General features: G+C 63.4%; 16 protein-coding genes. 5 read left to right on the top strand and 11 right to left on the bottom strand.

Annotated features, from left to right (window positions below; genetic code table 11):
* The first annotated feature begins 12 nt into the window (after positions 1-12).
* Positions 13-309, top strand: coding sequence for a winged helix-turn-helix domain-containing protein (locus QBK88_RS01115; protein ID WP_277960568.1), 297 nt, complete (start codon positions 13-15; stop codon positions 307-309).
* Between the two features lie 36 nt (positions 310-345).
* Here the strand turns inward: QBK88_RS01115 and QBK88_RS01120 are convergent, their stop codons facing one another.
* Positions 346-810 (bottom strand): GNAT family N-acetyltransferase, encoded by a 465-nt coding sequence (locus QBK88_RS01120; RefSeq protein WP_277960569.1) that lies wholly within the window; start codon positions 808-810, stop codon positions 346-348.
* A 144-nt stretch (positions 811-954) separates the two neighbouring features.
* Here QBK88_RS01120 and QBK88_RS01125 point away from each other — a divergent pair, with 144 nt between their 5' ends.
* Positions 955-1,695: a transporter substrate-binding domain-containing protein gene (locus QBK88_RS01125; RefSeq protein ID WP_277960570.1), complete on the top strand. Its 741-nt coding sequence runs from the start codon at positions 955-957 to the stop codon at positions 1,693-1,695.
* On the opposite strand, the gene yccS is transcribed toward QBK88_RS01125, so the two are convergent.
* From yccS to betI, 7 genes are all read right to left on the bottom strand, one after another.
* The gene (gene yccS, locus QBK88_RS01130) at positions 1,696-3,897 is read right to left on the bottom strand and encodes a YccS family putative transporter (protein ID WP_277960571.1); all 2,202 of its coding nucleotides are present in this window, start codon (positions 3,895-3,897) and stop codon (positions 1,696-1,698) included.
* A gap of 119 nt (positions 3,898-4,016) precedes the next feature.
* A complete protein-coding gene (locus tag QBK88_RS01135; RefSeq protein ID WP_277960572.1) occupies positions 4,017-5,195 on the bottom strand; it encodes an NAD(P)/FAD-dependent oxidoreductase in 1,179 nt (392 codons plus the stop codon).
* Positions 5,196-5,272: 77 nt separating this feature from the next.
* A complete protein-coding gene (gene dbpA / locus QBK88_RS01140) occupies positions 5,273-6,610 on the bottom strand; it encodes an ATP-dependent RNA helicase DbpA (RefSeq protein WP_268151306.1) in 1,338 nt (445 codons plus the stop codon).
* 105 nt (positions 6,611-6,715) lie between these two features.
* Positions 6,716-8,137 carry a multidrug transporter subunit MdtD gene (gene mdtD / locus QBK88_RS01145; protein ID WP_268147567.1) on the bottom strand — a complete coding sequence of 474 codons (1,422 nt, stop codon included), beginning with the start codon at positions 8,135-8,137 and terminating at the stop codon, positions 6,716-6,718.
* 163 nt (positions 8,138-8,300) lie between these two features.
* Positions 8,301-10,004 carry a choline dehydrogenase gene (betA, locus tag QBK88_RS01150; protein WP_277960573.1) on the bottom strand — a complete coding sequence of 568 codons (1,704 nt, stop codon included), beginning with the start codon at positions 10,002-10,004 and terminating at the stop codon, positions 8,301-8,303.
* A gap of 168 nt (positions 10,005-10,172) precedes the next feature.
* Positions 10,173-11,645, bottom strand: a complete 1,473-nt coding sequence (gene betB / locus QBK88_RS01155) for a betaine-aldehyde dehydrogenase (RefSeq protein ID WP_176572147.1) — start codon at positions 11,643-11,645, stop codon at positions 10,173-10,175.
* Between the two features lie 53 nt (positions 11,646-11,698).
* Positions 11,699-12,292, bottom strand: a complete 594-nt coding sequence (betI, locus tag QBK88_RS01160) for a transcriptional regulator BetI (protein WP_158152902.1) — start codon at positions 12,290-12,292, stop codon at positions 11,699-11,701.
* Positions 12,293-12,626: 334 nt separating this feature from the next.
* On the opposite strand from betI, the gene QBK88_RS01165 reads away from it, so the two are divergent.
* Positions 12,627-14,186 carry a BCCT family transporter gene (locus QBK88_RS01165; RefSeq protein WP_277960687.1) on the top strand — a complete coding sequence of 520 codons (1,560 nt, stop codon included), beginning with the start codon at positions 12,627-12,629 and terminating at the stop codon, positions 14,184-14,186.
* A 58-nt stretch (positions 14,187-14,244) separates the two neighbouring features.
* Here the strand turns inward: QBK88_RS01165 and choV are convergent, their stop codons facing one another.
* From choV to QBK88_RS01180, 3 genes are all read right to left on the bottom strand, one after another.
* The gene (gene choV / locus QBK88_RS01170) at positions 14,245-15,423 is read right to left on the bottom strand and encodes a choline ABC transporter ATP-binding protein (protein ID WP_268147575.1); all 1,179 of its coding nucleotides are present in this window, start codon (positions 15,421-15,423) and stop codon (positions 14,245-14,247) included.
* Positions 15,420-16,265 (bottom strand): choline ABC transporter permease subunit, encoded by an 846-nt coding sequence (gene choW, locus QBK88_RS01175; RefSeq protein ID WP_268147577.1) that lies wholly within the window; start codon positions 16,263-16,265, stop codon positions 15,420-15,422. The genes choV and choW overlap by 4 nt, the downstream gene beginning before the upstream one ends.
* A gap of 69 nt (positions 16,266-16,334) precedes the next feature.
* Positions 16,335-17,282 (bottom strand): choline ABC transporter substrate-binding protein, encoded by a 948-nt coding sequence (locus QBK88_RS01180; protein WP_277960574.1) that lies wholly within the window; start codon positions 17,280-17,282, stop codon positions 16,335-16,337.
* Positions 17,283-17,417: 135 nt separating this feature from the next.
* Here QBK88_RS01180 and QBK88_RS01185 point away from each other — a divergent pair, with 135 nt between their 5' ends.
* Positions 17,418-17,747, top strand: a complete 330-nt coding sequence (locus tag QBK88_RS01185) for a hypothetical protein (protein WP_277960575.1) — start codon at positions 17,418-17,420, stop codon at positions 17,745-17,747.
* Positions 17,728-19,107 (top strand): L-serine ammonia-lyase, encoded by a 1,380-nt coding sequence (locus QBK88_RS01190; protein WP_277960576.1) that lies wholly within the window; start codon positions 17,728-17,730, stop codon positions 19,105-19,107. Before QBK88_RS01185 ends, QBK88_RS01190 begins: the two co-directional genes overlap by 20 nt.
* The last annotated feature ends 188 nt before the right edge of the window (positions 19,108-19,295 follow it).

Consider the following 19,295-nt stretch of genomic DNA (forward strand, 5'->3'; position numbering starts at 1 on the left):
AAGGATAGTTCGATGGATGTCAGCAAGACCAAGACCAGTTTCTACCGCCGCCTGTACGTGGCATGGCTGATCGACAGCGGCACTGCCAGCAGCGTGCCGGCCATCACGGAAGCGACCGGCATGCCCCGGCGCACTGCTCAGGACACCTTGCTGGCACTGGCCGATCTGGACATCGTCTGCGAGTTCGAACAGAGCGAAGGCGAGCGCAACCACATCGGCCAGTACCTGATTCGCGACTGGGGCGCCATCGACAAGGCCTGGATCGGCCGCAACCTTTCGACCATCAAAGCCACCCTCGGCTACCCCTGACTCCGCCACTGCGCCCTCGTGTGGGGCCGGGCATGCTCAGGTGACGGGTTGCGATCGGCGCATGCCAATATGGGGAATGCCGTCTTCCAGGTACTGCTCACCCTGCGCCACAAACCCGTACCGCCCGTAATACCCCTGCAAATGAGACTGGGCTGACAGATAGATCGGCACCTGCGGCCATAGTTTGTCCGCGTGCCACAGTCCCTGCTCCAGCAATGCGTTCCCCAACCCCTTGCCTCGCGCGAACGGCGCGGTCACCACGCGGCCGATGACCACATCGCCGTCGTGGGCCGCTGGGTCCAGCAGGCGCAGGTAGGCGGCCAACTGGTTGCCTTGCCAGCCCATCAGGTGGCAGGTGTCGCCTTCCAGGTCCTGCCCGTCGACTTCCTGGTACGGGCATTGCTGCTCGACCACGAAAACTTCGGTTCGCAGTTGAAGAATCCGGTAGAGCTGGTCGATACCTAAATCAGCGTGGTGTTTGCAGACCCAGTCGAGGGACATGTGTGCTCCTGAGAATAAAGGCCGGTTGCCTACCGCCATCATAGTGACAGACACGGTTGATGTTGAGCTAAGGTTAGAATCGGGATGTTGAACGCAAGGCTTGACCAACACGCCGGGCCAGGAGCCCGCTACAGGATCTTGAGCATGCTGCATTTGCTTCGAGTCTCGTATTTGCTTGGATTGCTGTTGGTCGCCCAGCCGGCGTCAGCAGACAGGTTGCGGCTGGTGGCTGACGCCTGGCCACCGTTCACTGACGCCACCATGGTCAATGGCGGCCTGGCCACGGAGCTGGTGACCACGGCTCTGGCCCGGGCCGGCTATGCCAGCGAGTTCGACCAGGTGCCGTGGGCCAGGGCGCTGCTGGGTATCGATGAAGGCCGCTACGACGTCCTGGTCAATGCCTGGTACAGCGACGAGCGCACCCGTATCGGCCAGTTCTCCGGCAGCTACCTGCAGAACCGCATCCTGTTCATCAAGGCCAGGGGATCGCCGATCGGCTTCAGCGGCAACCTGGACGAACTGCACCCGTACCCCATTGCCATCGTGCGCGGCTATGCGTACTCCGGCGCGTTCGACAGTGACGGCGAATTGCAGAAAGTACAAGTGCACAACTTTCCCATGGCCGTGCGCATGCTGGCCGCCGGCCGGGTACAACTGACCCTGGAAGATGAGCTCGTGGCGCGCTATTACCTGGGGCGCGAAATACCGCGGGTGCGCGATGCCGTGGAATTTTTGCCGGTGCCGCTCAGCCTCAACCACTTGCACATTCTGGTCAGCCTGCGAAACCCGGACCATGCCAAGATCGTGGCGGCGTTCGACAAGGCCATCGGCCAGATGCAGGCCGATGGCACGTACAGCAGGTTGCTCAAGCAGTACGGCCTGTAGTCAGGCGGCCACTGGCGAATCCTGCTGCGTCTTGTCCTTGATCAGGTGGGCCGCCAGGGTACGCAAAGGCCCCAACTGCCGGCAGATCAACGCCAGTTGGGTCTGCACCAGGCGCTGGCCCTCGTCGACCTCTTCGGGCATCTGCTCCAGGGCATTGGCCAGGGCCTCCTCGGCATCGCTGTGCAATGCCACCGGGGTCTTGTTGGCCAGGCTGGTGGCGATTTCTTCGATGCTGGCCGCCAGGGTCTGGCCCGTGCCTTCGATCAACTCGCTGCGCACCGGCTCAGGCAGCTCGGTGGCACGGTGCGCGCCCAGGCCCGACAGGTAACTGAGCAAGGTGTGCGACAGCACCAGGAAGCGGAAGCCCACGTCCGCCTCTTTGCGGAAATGGCCGGGCTCCATCAGCATGTTCGCCAGGGTAGTGGACAGCGCGGCGTCGGCGTTGTGTGCGTTGCGCCGGGCCAGGCGGTAACTGAGGTCGTCGCGCTTGCCGCGTGCGTACTGCTCCAGAATCTGGCGCAGGTAGATGCTGTTGCAGCTCAGGGTGTTGGCCAGCACTTTGTTCAGCCGGCGGCCCTGCCAGTCGGGCAGGAACAGGAATACCGCGACAATGGCGATCAGGCTGCCCAGCAGCGTATCGAAAAGGCGCGGCAGGAACAGGCCATAGCCATCACCCACCTGGTTGAAGCAGAACAGCACCATCAGCGTGATGCCCGCGGTGGAGACCGTGTAGCGCGTGGTGCGGTTGACGAAGAACACCAGGCCAGCGGCGATGGCGAACATGGACTGCACCAGGGGGCTGGGGAACAGGTTGAACAGCGGCCAGCCGATCACCAGGCCAATGGCCGTGCCGATGATCCGCTGGCCCAGCTTGCGGCGCGTGGCGCCGTAGCTGGGCTGGCAGACGAATACCGTGGTCAGCATGATCCAGTAGCTCTGGGTCGTGGGCACCACATGCACCATGGCGAAACACACGATCAGTGCCAGCGGCAGGCGCAGTGCGTGGCGGAACAGCAGCGAGGTGGGTGTCAGGTTCTGGCGGATACGGCCCCATACGTCCTTCAGGTTGCGCGGTGAACGGTCCAGCAGGCTGCTGTCGCTCTCGTCGGCGAGCTTGTCGGGGTTGCTGGCGTCGCTGAGCAGGCGGTCCAGGGTGCCGAGGTTGGCCGCCAGCGCGCGCAGGGAGCGCAGCAGCCCGCGCCAGGCCGGGTTGCTCTGAATGCGCAGGTGCTCCAGCGACGCATGCAGGTCGCCCAGGGCCTCGGCAAAGCTGTCGTCGTAGACGAACGGCTGGCGCAGCTGGATAGACTCCGACAGGCGCCGGCACGCAGCGCCTTGCTGGCGCAGCAGGCGCTGGCAGCGGAACAGTACGTCGCTGTGGAAAAAGGCTTCGGACAGGGCGTTGTAGGGGTAGTGCGAAGAGCTGGCGCGCTCGTGGATATCCTGCGCCAGGAAATACAGCTTCAGGTACCGGCTGATCTTCGAGCCGGGCCGGCCGCCGCCTACCCGGTGCAGGATGATTTCCTTGGTGGCGTTGAGCGCCGCCACCACCCGGCCATTCTGCTTGGCCAGCTCCAGGCGTCGGGCCTCGATGTCCAGGCCGCGAATGGGCTCGAACAGGCTCGCCTTGAGCTTCAGGTAATAACCCAGTTCACGGAACAGCCGGGCCAGTGCTTGCTGCACGGGCTGGTTGGCGAACAGCGCCTGCCACAGTACCGACAGCAGTCCGTACCAGGCTGCCCCGGTCACCAGCAGCAGCGGCTCCTCCCAGAAATTGCTGACTTCGCCGCCACGCTGGTCGACGCCAATCATGGTGTACACCGCAACGATCAGCGTCGCATAGGCCACGGCGTTGTAGCGCTCGCCCAGCGCCCCGAGCATGGTCAGGCCAAAGGCCGCCACAGCCAGGGCGATGATGAACAGGTAGGGGTAGGGGAACAACAGTTCAACTGACAGCGCCGAGCAGCTGAAACACACCAGCGTCACCGCCAATGCCTTGATCCGGCCCTGCCAGTTATCATCGGTCTCGGCCAGGGCGCAGGCGATGATGCCCAGGAAGATCGGGATCAGCGCATGCATTTCCCTTTGGTACCAACAGAACGCCATGGACCCGGTGAGGGCGATGAATACCCGCACGCTGTAACTGAACTTGTCGAGCGCCCATAAACGGCGCATGGATTGGCGGAACGAGGTCGATGCCATAGAGGGGACGCGAACCTGTTGGGCAGTTGATCTGAATAAAGCGGGTGCGTGCGGCGATTCACTGTCGCCGCTCTCTTATTACCAGCAAAATTTGTTCCGGGATACTGCCTGCCGCGTTATTACACGAACTGCGCCGCGGCGTAGCCCGACGCCCATGCCCACTGGAAGTTGAAACCACCCAGGTGCCCGCTGACGTCCAGCACCTCGCCCACGAAGTAAAGGCCAGGGCTTTTCAGGGACTCCAGCGTCTTGGACGAGACTTCGCGGGTATCGACGCCCCCCAGGGTGACTTCAGCGGTGCGGTAGCCCTCGGTGCCCGCTGGCACCAGTTGCCAGGCGCCCAGCTTGTCGGCGACGTCGCGCAGCTCGGCCGGCGTGTATTGCTTCATCGGCCTGGAGGTGAACCACTGCTCGGCCAGCAGGTTGGCCATCTTCTTGGTGAACAGCTCGCCCAGCAGGGTCTTGAGTTCGCTGTTGGGGCGCTCGGCCTGCTGCTGTTGCAGCCAGGCCAGGGCGTCGTGGTCGGGCAGCAGGTTGATTTCCACCGTGTCGCCGGGGTTCCAGAACGAGGAAATCTGCAGAATCGCCGGGCCGCTGAGGCCGCGGTGGGTAAACAGGAGGTTCTCGCGAAAGCTCTGGTCGTTGCAGCTCACCAGGCAGTCCACCGAAGTGCCCGACAACTCGGTGCACAGGGCCTTGAGCTGGTCGGTAATGGTGAAAGGCACCAGGCCGGCGCGGGTGGCCAGCACGTTGTGGCCGAACTGGCGGGCGATCTGGTAGCCGAAGCCCGTAGCGCCCAGGGTCGGGATAGACAGGCCGCCGGTGGCCACCACCAGCGACTGGCAGGTGACCTGGCCCAGGCTGGTGTCCAGCAGGTAGCCTGCCTCGGTCTTCTCGATGCTTTGCACCGAAGTGTCCAGGCGCAGGTCGACCTTCACCCCTTCGCATTCGCTGATGAGCATTTCCAGGATGTCGCTGGACTTGTTGTCGCAGAACAGCTGGCCCAGTTTCTTCTCGTGGTACGGCACACCGTGTCTGGCGACCATGGCGATGAAGTCCCACTGGGTGTAGCGAGCCAGTGCCGACTTGCAGAAGTGCGGGTTCTGCGACAGGAAATTGGCCGGTTCAGTGTACATGTTGGTGAAGTTGCAGCGCCCACCGCCCGACATCAGGATCTTCTTGCCGGCCTTGTTGGCGTGATCGATGAGCAGTACCCGTCGGCCGCGGGCGGCAGCGCTGAAAGCGCACATCAGGCCGGCGGCACCTGCGCCAATGATCACAACGTCGGTAGAGCGCACAACATCATCCTTTCATTCGAGTGGAACCCTGTGGGGCTGGGCGAAGCTCGTTCCCACAGGAGAGGGGTTGCAGGGGGTTACAGGATGCGCACGCGCAGCGAGCGGCCCTTGATCTTGCCGTTGTTCAGGCGCTGCAGGGCCTGTTTGGCGATTTCGCGGTCCACGGCCACGTAGGCCTGGAAGTCGAAGATCGCGATCTTGCCGACCTGGGTGCCCGGGATGCCGGCATCACCGGTCAGCGCGCCCAGGATATCGCCTGGGCGAACCTTGTCCTTGCGCCCGGCAGCGATGCACAGGGTGGCCATGGCCGGCAGCAACGGGCCGCCTGCCTGGGCGGTCAGGCTGTCCAGGGGCTGCCAGTTGAGCGGCGACTTCTGCAGTTGCTCGATGGCCTGGGCGCGCTGCGCTTCGGCCGGGGCCACGAAGCTGATCGCCAGGCCGTTTTCGCCGGCACGGCCGGTACGGCCCACGCGGTGAATGTGAATTTCCGAGTCGCGGGCCAGCTCGACGTTGATCACCATGTCCAGGGAATCGATGTCCAGGCCGCGGGCCGCCACGTCGGTGGCCACCAGCACCGACGTGCTGCGGTTGGCGAACATGGCCAGTACCTGGTCGCGATCGCGCTGTTCCAGGTCGCCGTTCAAGGCCACGGCGCTGATGCCTTTGGCGGTCAGGTGGTCGACGACTTCCTGGCACTGCTGCTTGGTGTAGCAGAACGCCACACAGGACTGCGGGCGGAAATGGCCCAGGGCCTTGGTCACGGCGCTCAGGCGGTCTTCCGGGCTGATCTCGTAGAAACGTTGTTCGATCTGGCTGTCGGCATGCAGCGACTCGGCCTTGACCGTCTGCGGGTCGCGCATGAACTTGGAGGCCAATTGCTTGATGCCCACCGGGTAGGTCGCGGAGAACAGCAACGTCTGGCGACGGGCAGGGGTCTGCTCGATGATGTCTTCGATCGAGTCGTAGAAGCCCATGTCCAGCATGCGGTCGGCTTCGTCCAGCACCAGGGTGTTCAGGCCGTCGAGCACCAGCGAGCCCTTGCGCAGGTGCTGCTGGATACGCCCCGGGGTGCCGACGATGATGTGCGCGCCGTGCTCCAGCGAAGCGATCTGCGGGCCGAAGGACACGCCGCCGCACAGGGTCAGCACCTTGATGTTGTCTTCGGCGCGGGCCAGGCGACGGATTTCCTTGGCCACCTGGTCGGCCAGTTCGCGGGTCGGGCACATGATCAGCGCCTGGCAACCGAAGTAGCGCGGGTTGATCGGGTTCAGCAGGCCGATGCCGAAGGCCGCGGTCTTGCCGCTGCCGGTCTTGGCCTGGGCGATCAGGTCCATGCCCTTGAGAATCACCGGCAAGCTCTGCGCCTGGATCGGCGTCATCTGGGCATACCCGAGTGATTCGAGGTTGGCCAGCATGGCGGCGGACAATGGCAGCGTATTAAAAGCGGTGGCGATGGTGGTCACGGGACTGGCCTGCAAAACAAAATGTCGCGCAGTGTACCAGCCCTGTGGCCTTTGGCCCTAAGCCTCTATCTCCGGTTCCGGACGAACAGCGTTGCTGCTGTCCTTTTTGCCGTCGCTGTTGGACAGCTGCACGAAGATTGCCGCGGCCAGCATCGCCATGATGCCGATGGTCAGGAAGGTCAGGTGGAAAGCTTGCAGCACGTTGGTATCGGCCTCGGTGGTGAAACCGCCCAGCAGCGCGCCGGCGCAGGCCACGCCCAGGCTCAGGGACAGCTGCGCCACCACCGAGAGCAGGCTGTTGCCGCTGCTGGCGTTGGCGTCGTCCAGGTCGATCAGGGTCACGGTGTTCATGGCCGTGAACTGCAACGAGTTCACCGCGCCCATGATGCCAAGCTGCACCAGCAGCACGACATAAGGCGTGTCTGGCGTCACCAGGCCCAGGCTGGCAAGCATCACGCCCAGTGCCAGGGTGTTGGCGGTCAGCACGATGCGATAGCCAAAGCGCTCGATCAACGGCCGCGCCACCGACTTGGCCAGCATCGCCGAAGCCGCCAGGGGGATCATGCTCATGCCGGCCTCGGCGGGCGAATAGCCCAGGGCTACCTGCAACAGCAGCGGCACCAGAAATGGCAGGGCGCCGCTGCCCAGGCGGGCGAACAGGTTGCCCAGAATGCCCACCGCAAAAGTGCGGGTACGGAACAGCGTGGGCGAGAACAGCGGCTCCGGGTCATGGGCGGCGCGTACCCAGTAGGCGGCCAGGCAGGCCATGCCGCCGAACAACAGCAACATGACCCGCAGGTGCGGCAGCTGCAGTTCGCCCAGGCCTTCCATGGCGATGGTGATCAGCACCATGGCGGCGCCGAACATCAGGAAGCCCAGGGTATCGAAGTGCGTGCGGCTGCTGCCGCGCAGGTCCGGCACGATGGTCCACACCGCCCAGCAGCCCAGCAGGCCCACGGGCAGGTTGATCAGGAAAATCCAGTGCCAGCTCAGGTATTCCACCATCCAGCCGCCCAGGGTCGGGCCCAGCAGCGGCCCGAGCAGGCCTGGGATGGTGACGAAACCCAGTATGCGCACCAGCTCCGAGCGCGGGTAAGCGCGCAGTACCACCAGCCTTCCCACCGGCAGCATCAGCGCGCCACCCAGGCCTTGCAGCACCCGCGAGCAGACCAGCACCGTGAGGCTGCCGGAAATGGCACAGGCCAGCGAGCCGAGGCTGAACAGGGCGATGGCGCTGAAGAACACGCGTTTGGTGCCGAAGCGGTCGGCTATCCAGCCGGAGGCCGGGATCAGCAGCGCCACGGTGAGCATGTAGGCGATGACCACCGACTGCATGCGCAGCGGGTCTTCGGCCAGGTCGCGGGCCATGGCGGGGAGGGCGGTGTTGAGGATGGTGCCGTCCAGCGACTGCATGAAGAAGGCGATGGCGACTACCCAGGGCAGTAGTTTGGCGGTGCGGGGGTCTAGTGCGGTGGGCATGACATCCCTTTTTTGTGAGGTGGGGTGTCTAGCTTAGGTGGCTGCGGTGATTTGTCGCAAGGATTGTAGTCGGTGTGGCCCTTTTTCCCGAGCTCCGCCCGGTCCTGCATGGGATCGTGTTTCCCTATAGGACCAGGCGAAGCCCGGGAAGCAGGCGCCGCGGTTACTGGGCGGTACGGCTCACTTCACGCAGCGGCTTGCCACGCACCGGCGCGTCCCCGGCCACGTAGTAGTCGGCGGTGCTGCGGGGCAGAGGCTGGCGGCCACGGATCTTGTCGGCGATTTTCTCGGCGATCATGATCGTCGGCGCGTTGAGGTTGCCGGTGGTGATGATCGGCATGATCGACGCGTCGACAACGCGCAGGCTTTGCAGGCCATGCACGCGGCCCTGGTGGTCAACCACCGCCATCTCATCGGTGCCCATCTTGCACGAGCAGGACGGGTGGAACGCGGTTTCGGCGTGCTCACGCACGAACTTGTCCAGTTGCTCGTCGGTCTGCACGTCGATGCCAGGGCTGATCTCACGGCCACGGAATTCGTCCAGGGCCGGCTGCTGCATGATTTCACGGGTCAGGCGGATGCCGTCACGGAATTCCTGCCAGTCCTGTTCGGTAGCCATGTAGTTGAAGAGGATGCTCGGGTATTCGCGCGGGTTCTTCGATTTCAGCTGCACGCGGCCGCGGCTAGGCGAACGCATGGAGCCCACGTGGGCCTGGAAACCGTGCTCCTTCACGCCGTTGCTGCCGTTGTAGTTGATCGCTACCGGCAGGAAGTGGTACTGAATGTTCGGCCATTCGAATTCCGGACGCGAGCGGATGAAACCGCCGGCCTCGAACTGGTTGCTGGCGCCGATGCCAGTACCGTTGAACATCCACTCGGCACCGATGGCCGGCTGGTTCCACCACAACAGCGACGGGTAGAGCGACACCGGCTTGGTGCAGGCGTACTGCAGGTACATTTCCAGGTGGTCCTGCAGGTTCTGGCCCACGCCCGGCAGGTCATGCACAACCGGAATGTCCAGGCTCTTGAGCAAGTCTTTCGGGCCGACGCCGGAACGCTGCAGAATCTGCGGCGAGGCGATGGCGCCGCTGCACAGCAGTACTTCCTTGCGGGCACGGGCTTCTACCGGTGTATTGCTCTCGCCCACCAGGTACGACACGCCCACGGCGCGCTTGCCGTCGAACAGGATACGGTCGGTGAGGGCGTGGGTGACGATGGTCAGCGTGTCGCGCTGCTTGGCGGTATCCAGGTAGCCGCGGGCGGTGCTGGCGCGACGGCCCTTGGGCGTCACGGTGCGGTCCATGGGGCCGAAGCCTTCCTGCTGGTAGCCGTTCAGGTCGTCGGTGCGCGGGTAGCCGGCCTGCACGCCGGCCTCGACCATGGCGTGGAACAGCGGGTTGTTGCCGGCCTTGGGCGTGGTGACGCTCACCGGACCTTCACCGCCGTGGTAGTCGTTGGGGCCGATGTCGCGGGTTTCGGCCTTGCGGAAGTACGGCAGGCAGTCCAGGTAGGTCCAGTCTTCCAGGCCTGGCAACTTGGCCCAGCCGTCATAGTCCATGGCGTTGCCGCGGATGTAGCACATGCCGTTGATCAGCGACGAGCCACCCAGGCCCTTGCCGCGGCCGCATTCCATGCGGCGGTTGTTCATGTGCGGCTCCGGGTCGGTCTCGTACGCCCAGTTGTAGCGGCGGCCCTGCAGCGGGAAGGCCAGGGCGGCGGGCATCTGGGTACGGAAGTCGAAGCGGTAGTCGGGGCCGCCAGCTTCCAGCAGCAGGACGGTGACGCCCTGGTCTTCGGTCAGGCGGGTGGCCAGGGTGTTACCGGCCGAGCCGGCCCCAATGATGATGTAGTCGAATTCTTTGGACATTTCTGCTCCCTCGTTTTGGGTGGGGGAAAATCGTCGTGGGGTTGCGCGGCCCCCGCTCATGTGGGGCCGGGCGTCAGCTCGGGAAGGGGCGCCGCGGTGGATGGCGGTGGCCTTTTCCCGAGCTTCGCCCGGTCCCACAGGGAATGGCGGGCCGGGCAGGGGGCGGCTTTAGAACACCGAGGCGTAATCGCCCAGTTCAACCTGGATCGATTTGATCCGGGTGTACTGGTTCAGCGAGCTGATGCCGTTCTCGCGGCCCACGCCCGATTGCTTGTAGCCGCCGACCGGCATCTTGGCGTCGGATTCGCCCCAGGCGTTGATCCAGCAGATACCGGCTTCCAGTTGGTGAATCACGCGGTGGGCGCGGGTCAGGTTCTGGGTGACGATGCCGGCGGCCAGGCCGAAGTCGGTGTCGTTGGCACGGCGGATCACTTCGTCTTCGCTGTCGTAGCCGAGGATGGCCATCACCGGGCCGAAGATCTCTTCGCGCACGATGGTCATGTCGTCACGGCAGTCGGTGAACACGGTCGGGGCCACGTAGGCGCCCTGGGCGAATTCACCCTCGGTCAGGCGCTCGCCGCCGCACAGTACGCGGGCGCCTTCTGCCTTGCCCTTGGCGATGTAGCCCAGCACGCTTTCCATGTGGGCGAAGCTCACCAGGGGGCCGAAGTTGGTGTTTTCATTTTCCGGGTTGCCGACGCGGATACGCTTCACGCGCTCGACGATCTTGGCTTCGAAAGCTGCCTTCAGGGCGTTGGGTACGAACACGCGGGTGCCGTTGGTGCACACCTGGCCCGAGCTGTAGAAGTTGGCCATCATGGCGATGTCCGCGGCGCGGTCCAGGTCGGCGTCGTCGAAAATGATCAGCGGGCTCTTGCCGCCCAGCTCCATGGTGACTTCCTTCAGCGAGCTGCTCGACGCGCTGGCCATGACCTTCTTGCCGGTGTCGGTGCCGCCGGTGAAGGAGATTTTCTCGATGCGCGGGTGCTCGGTCAGCCAGCTGCCCACTTCACGGCCGCTGCCGGTCAGCACGTTGAACACACCGGCTGGCAGGCCGGCTTCGGTGTAGATCTCGGCCAGCTTCAAGGTGGTCAGCGAGGTGACTTCGCTGGGCTTGAAGATCATCGCGTTGCCTGCGGCCAGCGCCGGGGCGGATTTCCACAGGGCGATCTGGATCGGGTAGTTCCAGGCACCGATACCCACGGTCACGCCCAGCGGCTCGCGGCGGGTGTAGACGAACGAGGTGTCGCGCAGCGGGATCTGCTCGCCTTCGATGGCGGGCACCAGGCCGGCGTAGTACTCCAGTACGTCGGCACCGGTGACGATGTCCACGTAGCGGGTTTCCGAGTACGCCTTGCCGGTGTCCAGGGTTTCCAGGGCAGCCAGCTCGTCGTTGCGCTCGCGCAGAATGTCCACGGCGCGGCGCAGGATGCGCGAACGCTCCATGGCGGTCATGGCGGCCCAGACTTTCTGGCCCTTTTCGGCGCTGACCACGGCGCGCTCCACATCGGCCTCGGTGGCCCGCTGAACCTGGGCCAGCACTTCGCCGTTGGCCGGGTTGATGGCGTCGAAGGTGGCGTCGCTGGAAGCGTCCACGTAACCGCCGTCAATGTAGAGTTTTTGCAGTTCGAAACGGGCCATAGTGTCCTCGCAAGTGCTTGTCTGGGTAGCGGGCAGATGCGAGCGTGTCACCGCTAGTTCATCTGCTTCGCCAGTTGCTGATCCATGTATTCGTAGGCGATTTGCTGCGCCTGCTCAGTGTCAAACGCGTCGCCCGAAAGCGCGCCGCGCAACCACAGCCCGTCGATCAGTGCAGCCAGCCCGCGGGCGGCGCTGCGTGCCTGTTCCTGCGGCAATACGCGGCGGAACTGGCAGCACAGGTTGGAATACAGGCGGTGGTCGTTGATCCGCTGCAACCGGTGCAAAGACGGCTGGTGCATGCTGGCGGCCCAGAAGGCCAACCAGGTTTTCATCGCCGGGCCGTTGACCTGGCTGGCGTCGAAGTTGCCTTCGATGATCACCTGCAGGTGGGCGCGGGGGCTTTCGTCCCCCAGTGCCTGGCGCCGCGCCCGGACATTTTCGATCAGGGCGTTCATCAGGTAGCGCATGGTCGCTGCGATCAGGCCGTTCTTGTCCTGAAAGTAGTGACTGATGATTCCATTCGAGACCCCCGCCAGGCGGGCGATCAGCGCAATGCTGGCATCTGCCATGCCGACCTGGTCGACCGCCAGCAACGTGGCTTCGATCAACTGCTGGCGGCGTATGGGCTGCATACCGACCTTGGGCATTGAAAACTTCTCCTTTGGCCTTGCGACGGACAGCAAGCCGCCCGTCTCGGCGAAGACCAGTCTATTTTGTTTTGATTGAACGTTCAATCAACAAAGAATAAGATCTGCGACAATTTGTGCCATTGACATGCTTTGCGGGCGTCCGAATGGCACAAATGGCACCCCGAAAAAAATCGAGGTGCTTTATATCACTCCTTGGCGTGTGGGCATTGCCCCATTCACCTAAGGAATGAGTCCCTGTGTGTCCTTCTCTCGCACTGCCTGGAGCATCTGTGCCATGAGTTCTGCCTCCTTGATCAAGAACCCCACCGAAAGGGTTCGGCTCAACCCCGTCGTGTTTTATGCGTCGACGATTCTGATACTGCTGCTCACCGCGGTGCTGATTGCCGCGCCCCAACAGGCCGGGCATGTGCTCGGCCAGGCCCAGGATTGGCTGTCGAGAAGTTTTGGCTGGTATTACATGCTGGTCATTGGTGCTTACCTGGTGTTCGTGGTGGGCCTGGCATTCACTTCGTTCGGCAAACTCAAGCTGGGCACCAAGGACGACACTCCCGACTTCAGCTATGGCGCCTGGGCGGGCATGCTGTTCTCCTCTGGCATCGGCATTTCCCTGCTGTACTTCGGTGCATCGGAGCCGCTGGATCACTTTTTCAACCCGCCCGAGGGCGTTTCGGCCAGCAGCGCTGCCGCTCGTCAGGCCGTGCAACTGACCTTCCTGCACTGGGGCCTGCATGGCTGGGCCATCTATGCGCTGGTAGGCCTGGCCGTGGCGTATTTCGCCTACCGGCACAATCAGCCGCTGGCGCTGCGCTCGGCGCTTTACCCGCTGGTAGGGCAGCGCTGGGTCAAGGGCCTGGCGGGTGATGCGGTGGACGGGTTCGGCATGTTCGTGACGCTGCTGGGCCTGGTCACCAACCTGGGCATCGGTGCCATGCAGGTGTCCTCGGGGCTGGAACACCTGTTCGGCATGCAGCACAACAACACCAACCTGCTGATCGTGATCCTGGTGATGAGCACGGTGGCGACCATCGCTGCGGTGTCGGGGGTGGAGAACGGTATTCGCCGCTTGTCGAACCTGAACATCATCCTGTTCAGCGGCCTGCTGTTGTTCGTGCTGCTGGCCGGTGACACGCTGCACCTGCTCAACGGCTTCATTCAGAACATCGGCGACTACCTCAACGGCGTGGTGCTGAAAACCTTCGACCTGTACGTGTACACCGGCGACACCGCCAAGTCGGAACGCTGGTTGGGCCTGTGGACCCTGTTCTACTGGGCCTGGTGGATTTCCTGGGCACCATTCGTGGGTATGTTCATCGCGCGTATCTCCCGTGGCCGCACGGTGCGTGAACTGGTGTTTGGCGTATTGCTGATTCCGTTGGGTTTCACCCTGGCGTGGCTGTCGGTGTTCGGCAATACCGCCCTGGACCTGGTGATGAACCAGAACGTGGCGGAGCTGGGCAAGACCGCACTGGAGCAGCCGTCCATGGCCATGTACCAGTTGCTGGACCACTTCCCGGCGTCGAAGATCGTCATCGGCGTGGCCATTTTCGTCGGCTTCGTGCTGTTCCTCACCCCGGCGGACTCTGGCGCGGTGATGATGGCGAACCTGTCGTGCAAAGGCGGCGATGTGGATGAAGATGCCCCTCACTGGCTGCGTATCCTCTGGTCGGCGATCATCACCCTGGTGACCATCGGCCTGCTGTTCGCAGGCAACTTCGAAGCCATGCAGACCATGGTGGTACTGGCGGGCCTGCCGTTCTCGGTGGTGCTGTTGCTGTTCATGTGGGGCCTGGTCAAGGCCATGAAGCAGGACGCCAAGGCTGAAGAAGACCGCTTGGAGCAAATGCAGGCCGAGCTGCTGGCACTGGGTGGGCGCGAGTTCATCCGCCGCTGAGGTAGCCCCTGTTCAGGCCTCTCGCGAGCAACGCTTGCTCGCGATGAGGCCATCAGCTTCACCCCAGGTTCTTGCCCAACAGCGCGTGATACAGCTCGCTGTCACCCAATATCCCCACCACCCGGTTGTTGTCGTGCAGCACCAGCTTGTTGCCCGTCTGGTAGCGAATCTGCAAGGCATCGCGCATGCCGATGTCGGCACCCACCAGCGTCGGCTGGCGGCCCAGGCCTTCTACCGCTTGCCCTGGTGCCCAGTTCTGCAGGTCCAGTACCCCGGCGCCCTGGCGGGCACCCTTGATGGTGTTGCCTTCGGCCAGGTCTATCCAGGAGTCACCACCGGGGTCCAGGCACACTGAGCCGTTGATGCGTTTGCAGTTGTCCAGGGTGCGCATCAGGCTGCGGCCGCACAGCACGTTGAGCGGGTTGGTATGGGCGACGAACGTGCGCACGTAGTCGTCGGCGGGGTTGAGCACGATTTCTTCAGGCTTGCTGTACTGGATGATCTTGCCGTCTTTCATGATGGCGATGCGGGTGCCCAGCTTCAGCGCCTCGTCCAGGTCATGGCTGACGAAGACGATGGTCTTGCTCAGCTTGTTCTGCAGGGCCAGCAGTTCATCTTGCAGGCCTTGGCGAATCAGTGGGTCGAGGGCGGAGAACGGTTCGTCCATCAGCAGAATATCGGCGTCCATGGCCAGGGCGCGGGCCAGGCCCACGCGCTGCTGCATGCCGCCGGACAACTCATCGGGCTTCTTGTTGCGCCATTGGGTCAGGCCCACCAGCTCCAGCTTCTCGTCCACCAGCTTGCGCCGTTCCTTTTCGGGGCGGCCCTGCATTTCCAGGCCGAAGCTGATGTTCTCGCGCACCGTCAGCCAGGGCATCAGGGCGAACTTCTGGAACACCATGGCGATGCGCTTGGTGCGCATCATCTTCAATTCCGCCGGCGTACAGTGGGCGATGTCGATCTGCGCCCCTTCATGCTCGATGTACAAGTTGCCGCGGCTCACGGTGTTCAGGCCGTTGATGCAGCGCAGCAGGCTGGACTTGCCTGAGCCCGACAGGCCCATCAGTACGCAGATCTCGCCTTTGTTGATGTCCAGGCTGGCTTTCTCGACGCCCACCACCAGGCCGGTCTTTTTCAGGATCTGGTCCCGCGAGAGGCCTTGGTCCAGCAGGCTGAGCGCCTCCCGCGGTTTATTGGAGAAGACGACGTCTACCTGGTCGAAGCGGATTATGCTCATGCGTCACCCCCTACTTTTGCATCGGGTTGTTTGCAGATACGGTCGAGCATGATCGCCAGCAGCACGATCGCCAGGCCAGCTTCGAAGCCCAGGGCGATATCGGCGGTGTTCAGTGCGTTGACCACGGGTTTGCCAAGGCCGTCGGCACCTACCAGCGCGGCGATGACCACCATCGACAGCGACAGCATGATGCACTGGGTAATGCCGGCGGCAATGCTCGGCATGGCATGGGGCAGTTCAATGCGCGACAGCAGTTGGCGGCGCGAGCAGCCGAAGGCCTTGCCCGCGTCCAGCAGTTCATGGGGCACGTCGCGGATGCCCAGGTAAGTCAGGCGGATGGGCGCGGCAATGGCGAACACCACCGTGGAAATCAGCCCGGGAACCACGCCCAGGCCGAACAGTGTCAGGGTAGGGATCAGGTACACGAAAGTGGGCACGGTCTGCATCAGGTCGAGCACGGGGCGCATCATGGTATAGAACATCGGCTTGTGCGCCGCGACGATACCCAGGGGAACGCCGATGGCCACGCACACCAGGGTCGCGAACAACACCTGGGCCAGGGTCTCCATGGTTTCCTGCCAGTAGCCCAGGTTCAGGATCAGCAGAAATGAGAGCACCACGAACGCGGTCAGCCCCCACTTGCGCTGAATGAAATGCGCCAGCGCGGCAACCAGGGCGATCAACACCAGCGGATTGAACCAGGTCAGGCCGAACGTCAGGCCATGGATCATGGCTTCGAGAGTTGATGAAATGGCGTCGAAGGTGTTGGCGCCATGTTTCGTCAACCAGTCGACGAAGCTGGCGATGTATTGGCCCAGCGGGATTTTATGATCAGTCAGCATGGTAGTGAACGTCCGCATGCAAGTTGAAAGAACGGCTTGCGGCGGGCGCACCCGCCGCAAGTTCTGCGGTTACTGCGTCAGCTTTGCCTTGGCGGCCTCCAGGCCTGGTTTACCGTCCACGGTGGTCACGCCCGCCAGCCAGGTTTCCAATACCTGCGGGTTTTTCTTCAGCCACGCCTTGGCGGCCACATCAGGCTTCATCTTGTCGTCGAGGATGTTGCCCATCAGCGCGCTTTCCATCGGCAGGGTGAACGACAAGTTTTTCAGCAGTTGGCCCACGTTGCTGCATTCCTGGGTGTAGCCCTTGCGCACGTTGGTGTAGATGGTGGCCTGGCCGAAGTTGGGGCCGAAGTAGTCGTCGCCGCCGGTCAGGTACTTGATCTTGAAACGGGTGTTCATGGGGTGCGGTTCCCAGCCCAGGAACACCACGGCAGTGTTGCGCCGCTGCGCACGGTCCACCTGGCTGAGCATGCCGGCCTCGCTGGATTCCACCACCTTGAAGCCTGCATCCTTCAGGCCAAAGGCGTTCTTGTCGATCATGCTCTGGATCAGCCGGTTGCCGTCGTTTCCGGGTTCGATGCCGTAGATCTTGCCGTCCAGCTCCTTCTTGAATTTGGCGATGTCGGCGAAGTCATGCAGGCCCTTGTCGTACAGCTCTTGAGGCACGGCCAGGGTGTATTTGGCGTTTTCCAGGTTGGCGCGCACGGATTCCACGGTGCCCGCGTCTCGGTAGGGCTTGATATCGTTTTCCATGGTCGGCATCCAGTTGCCGAGGAATACGTCCATGTTCTTGCCGTCGGCCAGGGACTTGTAGGTCACGGGCACGGAAATCATGGTGGTGTTGGTTTTGTAGCCCAGCGACTGCAACACGGCGCTGGTGACCGCGGTGGTGACGGTAATGTCGGTCCAGCCGACGTCGGAGAAATTCACGGTCTGGCATTGGGCCGGTTCGGCGGCCTGGGCCAGCATCGGCAGACTCAACATGGCGGCCAACAACAACGATGGTGAACCTTTCATGGGGTTGCGCTCCTGGATGTTTTTTCTCGGGCGGCCTGCTCAGGCTGACCCGCTTTCTGGTCGCGGTTGGGTGGCGGGCAGCGCTTGAAACAGACAGCGCTGGCCGGGTGCCTTGCAATCGAGTCGAGACTGATCATGTACCAGCGAAAAACCGTCGCCTACAGGGGGGGTCGTAACCAGTACATAGGGGGTCGCTTCCAGTGCCGGTGGTGTCGTTTACAGATTTTCCGAACCCTGCAAGCGTGGTTTTCGACCGTTGGCGTCGCTGAAAACGCCTTCCTGGCGGCGTGGGCGCTGGTGGGCATGGGCGGGTCGGTTGCAGACGTCGCACCCGTGGCAGGAAGCCCGATGATGAAGGCAATCCGGCGCACGCCGCTCAAGCGTAGCAGTTGCGCCAGCGGCCGCAGTGACGGCCCGGTCTGCCCAATTCAGGAGGTGCTCGGCAATGGCTATCAGCGTGTTTGACCTGTTCAAGATCGGCATCGGGCCATCCAGCTCCCACACGGTCGGCCCCATGCGCGCCGCCGCCCTGTTCGTGCAGGGCCTGCGTGAACGGGGTGAACTGGAACAGGTACAACGCGTTGAAGTGCGCCTGTATGGTTCGCTGTCAGCCACCGGGGTTGGGCATGGCAGCGACAACGCCGTGGTCATGGGCCTGATGGGCGAGTGGCCTGACGCCGTCGACCCCTCGACCATCGGCCTGCACATCGCCACCTTGCGGGAAACCGACACGCTGCAGTTGGCCGGCGCCCGTGCGATACCTTTCGTGTGGCAGCGCGACATGCTGTTGCTGGACGAAAACCTGCCTTACCACCCCAACGCCATGACCCTGATCGCCGAAACCGCGCAAGGGCGCGAGTTGCACCGCGACACCTATTATTCGGTAGGTGGCGGCTTCGTGGTCGATTCGGCCCAGGCCGCCAGCGGCGTACTGGATGCCGACAACACCGTGCTGCCGTACGACTTCGATAGCGCGGTCGAACTGCTGGAACTGTGCGAGAAAAACGACCTGCGCGTGTCGCAGTTGATGATGGCCAACGAGAAGGTCTGGCGCAGCGAAGAAGAGATCCGCGCCGGGCTCATGAAGCTCTGGCACGCCATGCAGGACTGCGTGGAGCAAGGCCTCAAGCACGAGGGCATCTTGCCTGGGGGCTTGAACGTCAGGCGCCGCGCCGCGCGCCTGCACCGCAGCTTGCAGGAACTGAACAAACCCAATGTCATTGGCTCCACCCTGAGTGCCATGGAGTGGGTGAACCTGTTCGCCTTGGCGGTCAACGAAGAGAACGCCGCTGGCGGGCGCATGGTGACCGCTCCGACCAACGGTGCTGCGGGGATCATCCCGGCGGTGCTGCATTACTACATGAAGTTCAGCGACGAGGTCAGCGAAGCCAGCGTCGTCGACTACCTGCTGGCGGCTGCGGCCGTTGGCATCCTGTGCAAGAAGAACGCTTCCATCTCCGGCGCTGAGGTAGGGTGCCAGGGTGAGGTCGGTTCGGCGTGCGCCATGGCCGCGGCGGGGTTGGCGGAAATCCTCGGCGCCACCCCGGCGCAACTGGAAAATGCTGCGGAAATCGGCCTGGAGCACAACTTGGGGCTGACCTGCGACCCGGTGGGCGGCCTGGTGCAGGTGCCGTGCATCGAGCGCAACGCCATTGCCGCGGTAAAAGCCATCAACGCTGCGCAGATGGCCCTGCGCGGCGATGGCCAGCACTTCATTTCCCTGGACCGGGTGATCCGCACCATGCGCGATACCGGTGCCGACATGCACGACAAGTACAAGGAAACGTCGCGCGGGGGTCTTGCGGTCAGCGCCATCGAATGTTGAACCTTTTTTGCACACACCGAGTTTCGCTCGCGACGTTTTGGCGCGTTTAGCCTTGTACGATCGTTCCTACGGCGGCCTGCCCCGGATGGCCGCCTCTCCGTGCTTGCGGTGACACTGTGGCGGTGCCACCGCCTGTCGCTTCACACAAGTGCTACCGAATTGCTCACAGCCCTTGATCTCAGCCAAGG

The sequence above is a fragment of the Pseudomonas sp. RIT-To-2 genome, assembly GCF_029623465.1.
Lineage (GTDB): Bacteria > Pseudomonadota > Gammaproteobacteria > Pseudomonadales > Pseudomonadaceae > Aquipseudomonas > Aquipseudomonas silvicola.

Coding starts and splice junctions, on each gene's coding strand:
- QBK88_RS01115 (WP_277960568.1), top strand. CDS start 13: ATGGATGTCAGCAAGACCAAGACCAGTTTCTACCGCCGCCTGTACGTG.
- QBK88_RS01120 (WP_277960569.1), bottom strand. CDS start 810: ATGTCCCTCGACTGGGTCTGCAAACACCACGCTGATTTAGGTATCGAC.
- QBK88_RS01125 (WP_277960570.1), top strand. CDS start 955: ATGCTGCATTTGCTTCGAGTCTCGTATTTGCTTGGATTGCTGTTGGTC.
- yccS (WP_277960571.1), bottom strand. CDS start 3,897: ATGGCATCGACCTCGTTCCGCCAATCCATGCGCCGTTTATGGGCGCTC.
- dbpA (WP_268151306.1), bottom strand. CDS start 6,610: ATGCTGGCCAACCTCGAATCACTCGGGTATGCCCAGATGACGCCGATC.
- mdtD (WP_268147567.1), bottom strand. CDS start 8,137: ATGCCCACCGCACTAGACCCCCGCACCGCCAAACTACTGCCCTGGGTA.
- betA (WP_277960573.1), bottom strand. CDS start 10,004: ATGTCCAAAGAATTCGACTACATCATCATTGGGGCCGGCTCGGCCGGT.
- betB (WP_176572147.1), bottom strand. CDS start 11,645: ATGGCCCGTTTCGAACTGCAAAAACTCTACATTGACGGCGGTTACGTG.
- betI (WP_158152902.1), bottom strand. CDS start 12,292: ATGCCCAAGGTCGGTATGCAGCCCATACGCCGCCAGCAGTTGATCGAA.
- choV (WP_268147575.1), bottom strand. CDS start 15,423: ATGAGCATAATCCGCTTCGACCAGGTAGACGTCGTCTTCTCCAATAAA.
- choW (WP_268147577.1), bottom strand. CDS start 16,265: ATGCTGACTGATCATAAAATCCCGCTGGGCCAATACATCGCCAGCTTC.
- QBK88_RS01180 (WP_277960574.1), bottom strand. CDS start 17,282: ATGAAAGGTTCACCATCGTTGTTGTTGGCCGCCATGTTGAGTCTGCCG.
- QBK88_RS01185 (WP_277960575.1), top strand. CDS start 17,418: ATGTACCAGCGAAAAACCGTCGCCTACAGGGGGGGTCGTAACCAGTAC.
- QBK88_RS01190 (WP_277960576.1), top strand. CDS start 17,728: ATGGCTATCAGCGTGTTTGACCTGTTCAAGATCGGCATCGGGCCATCC.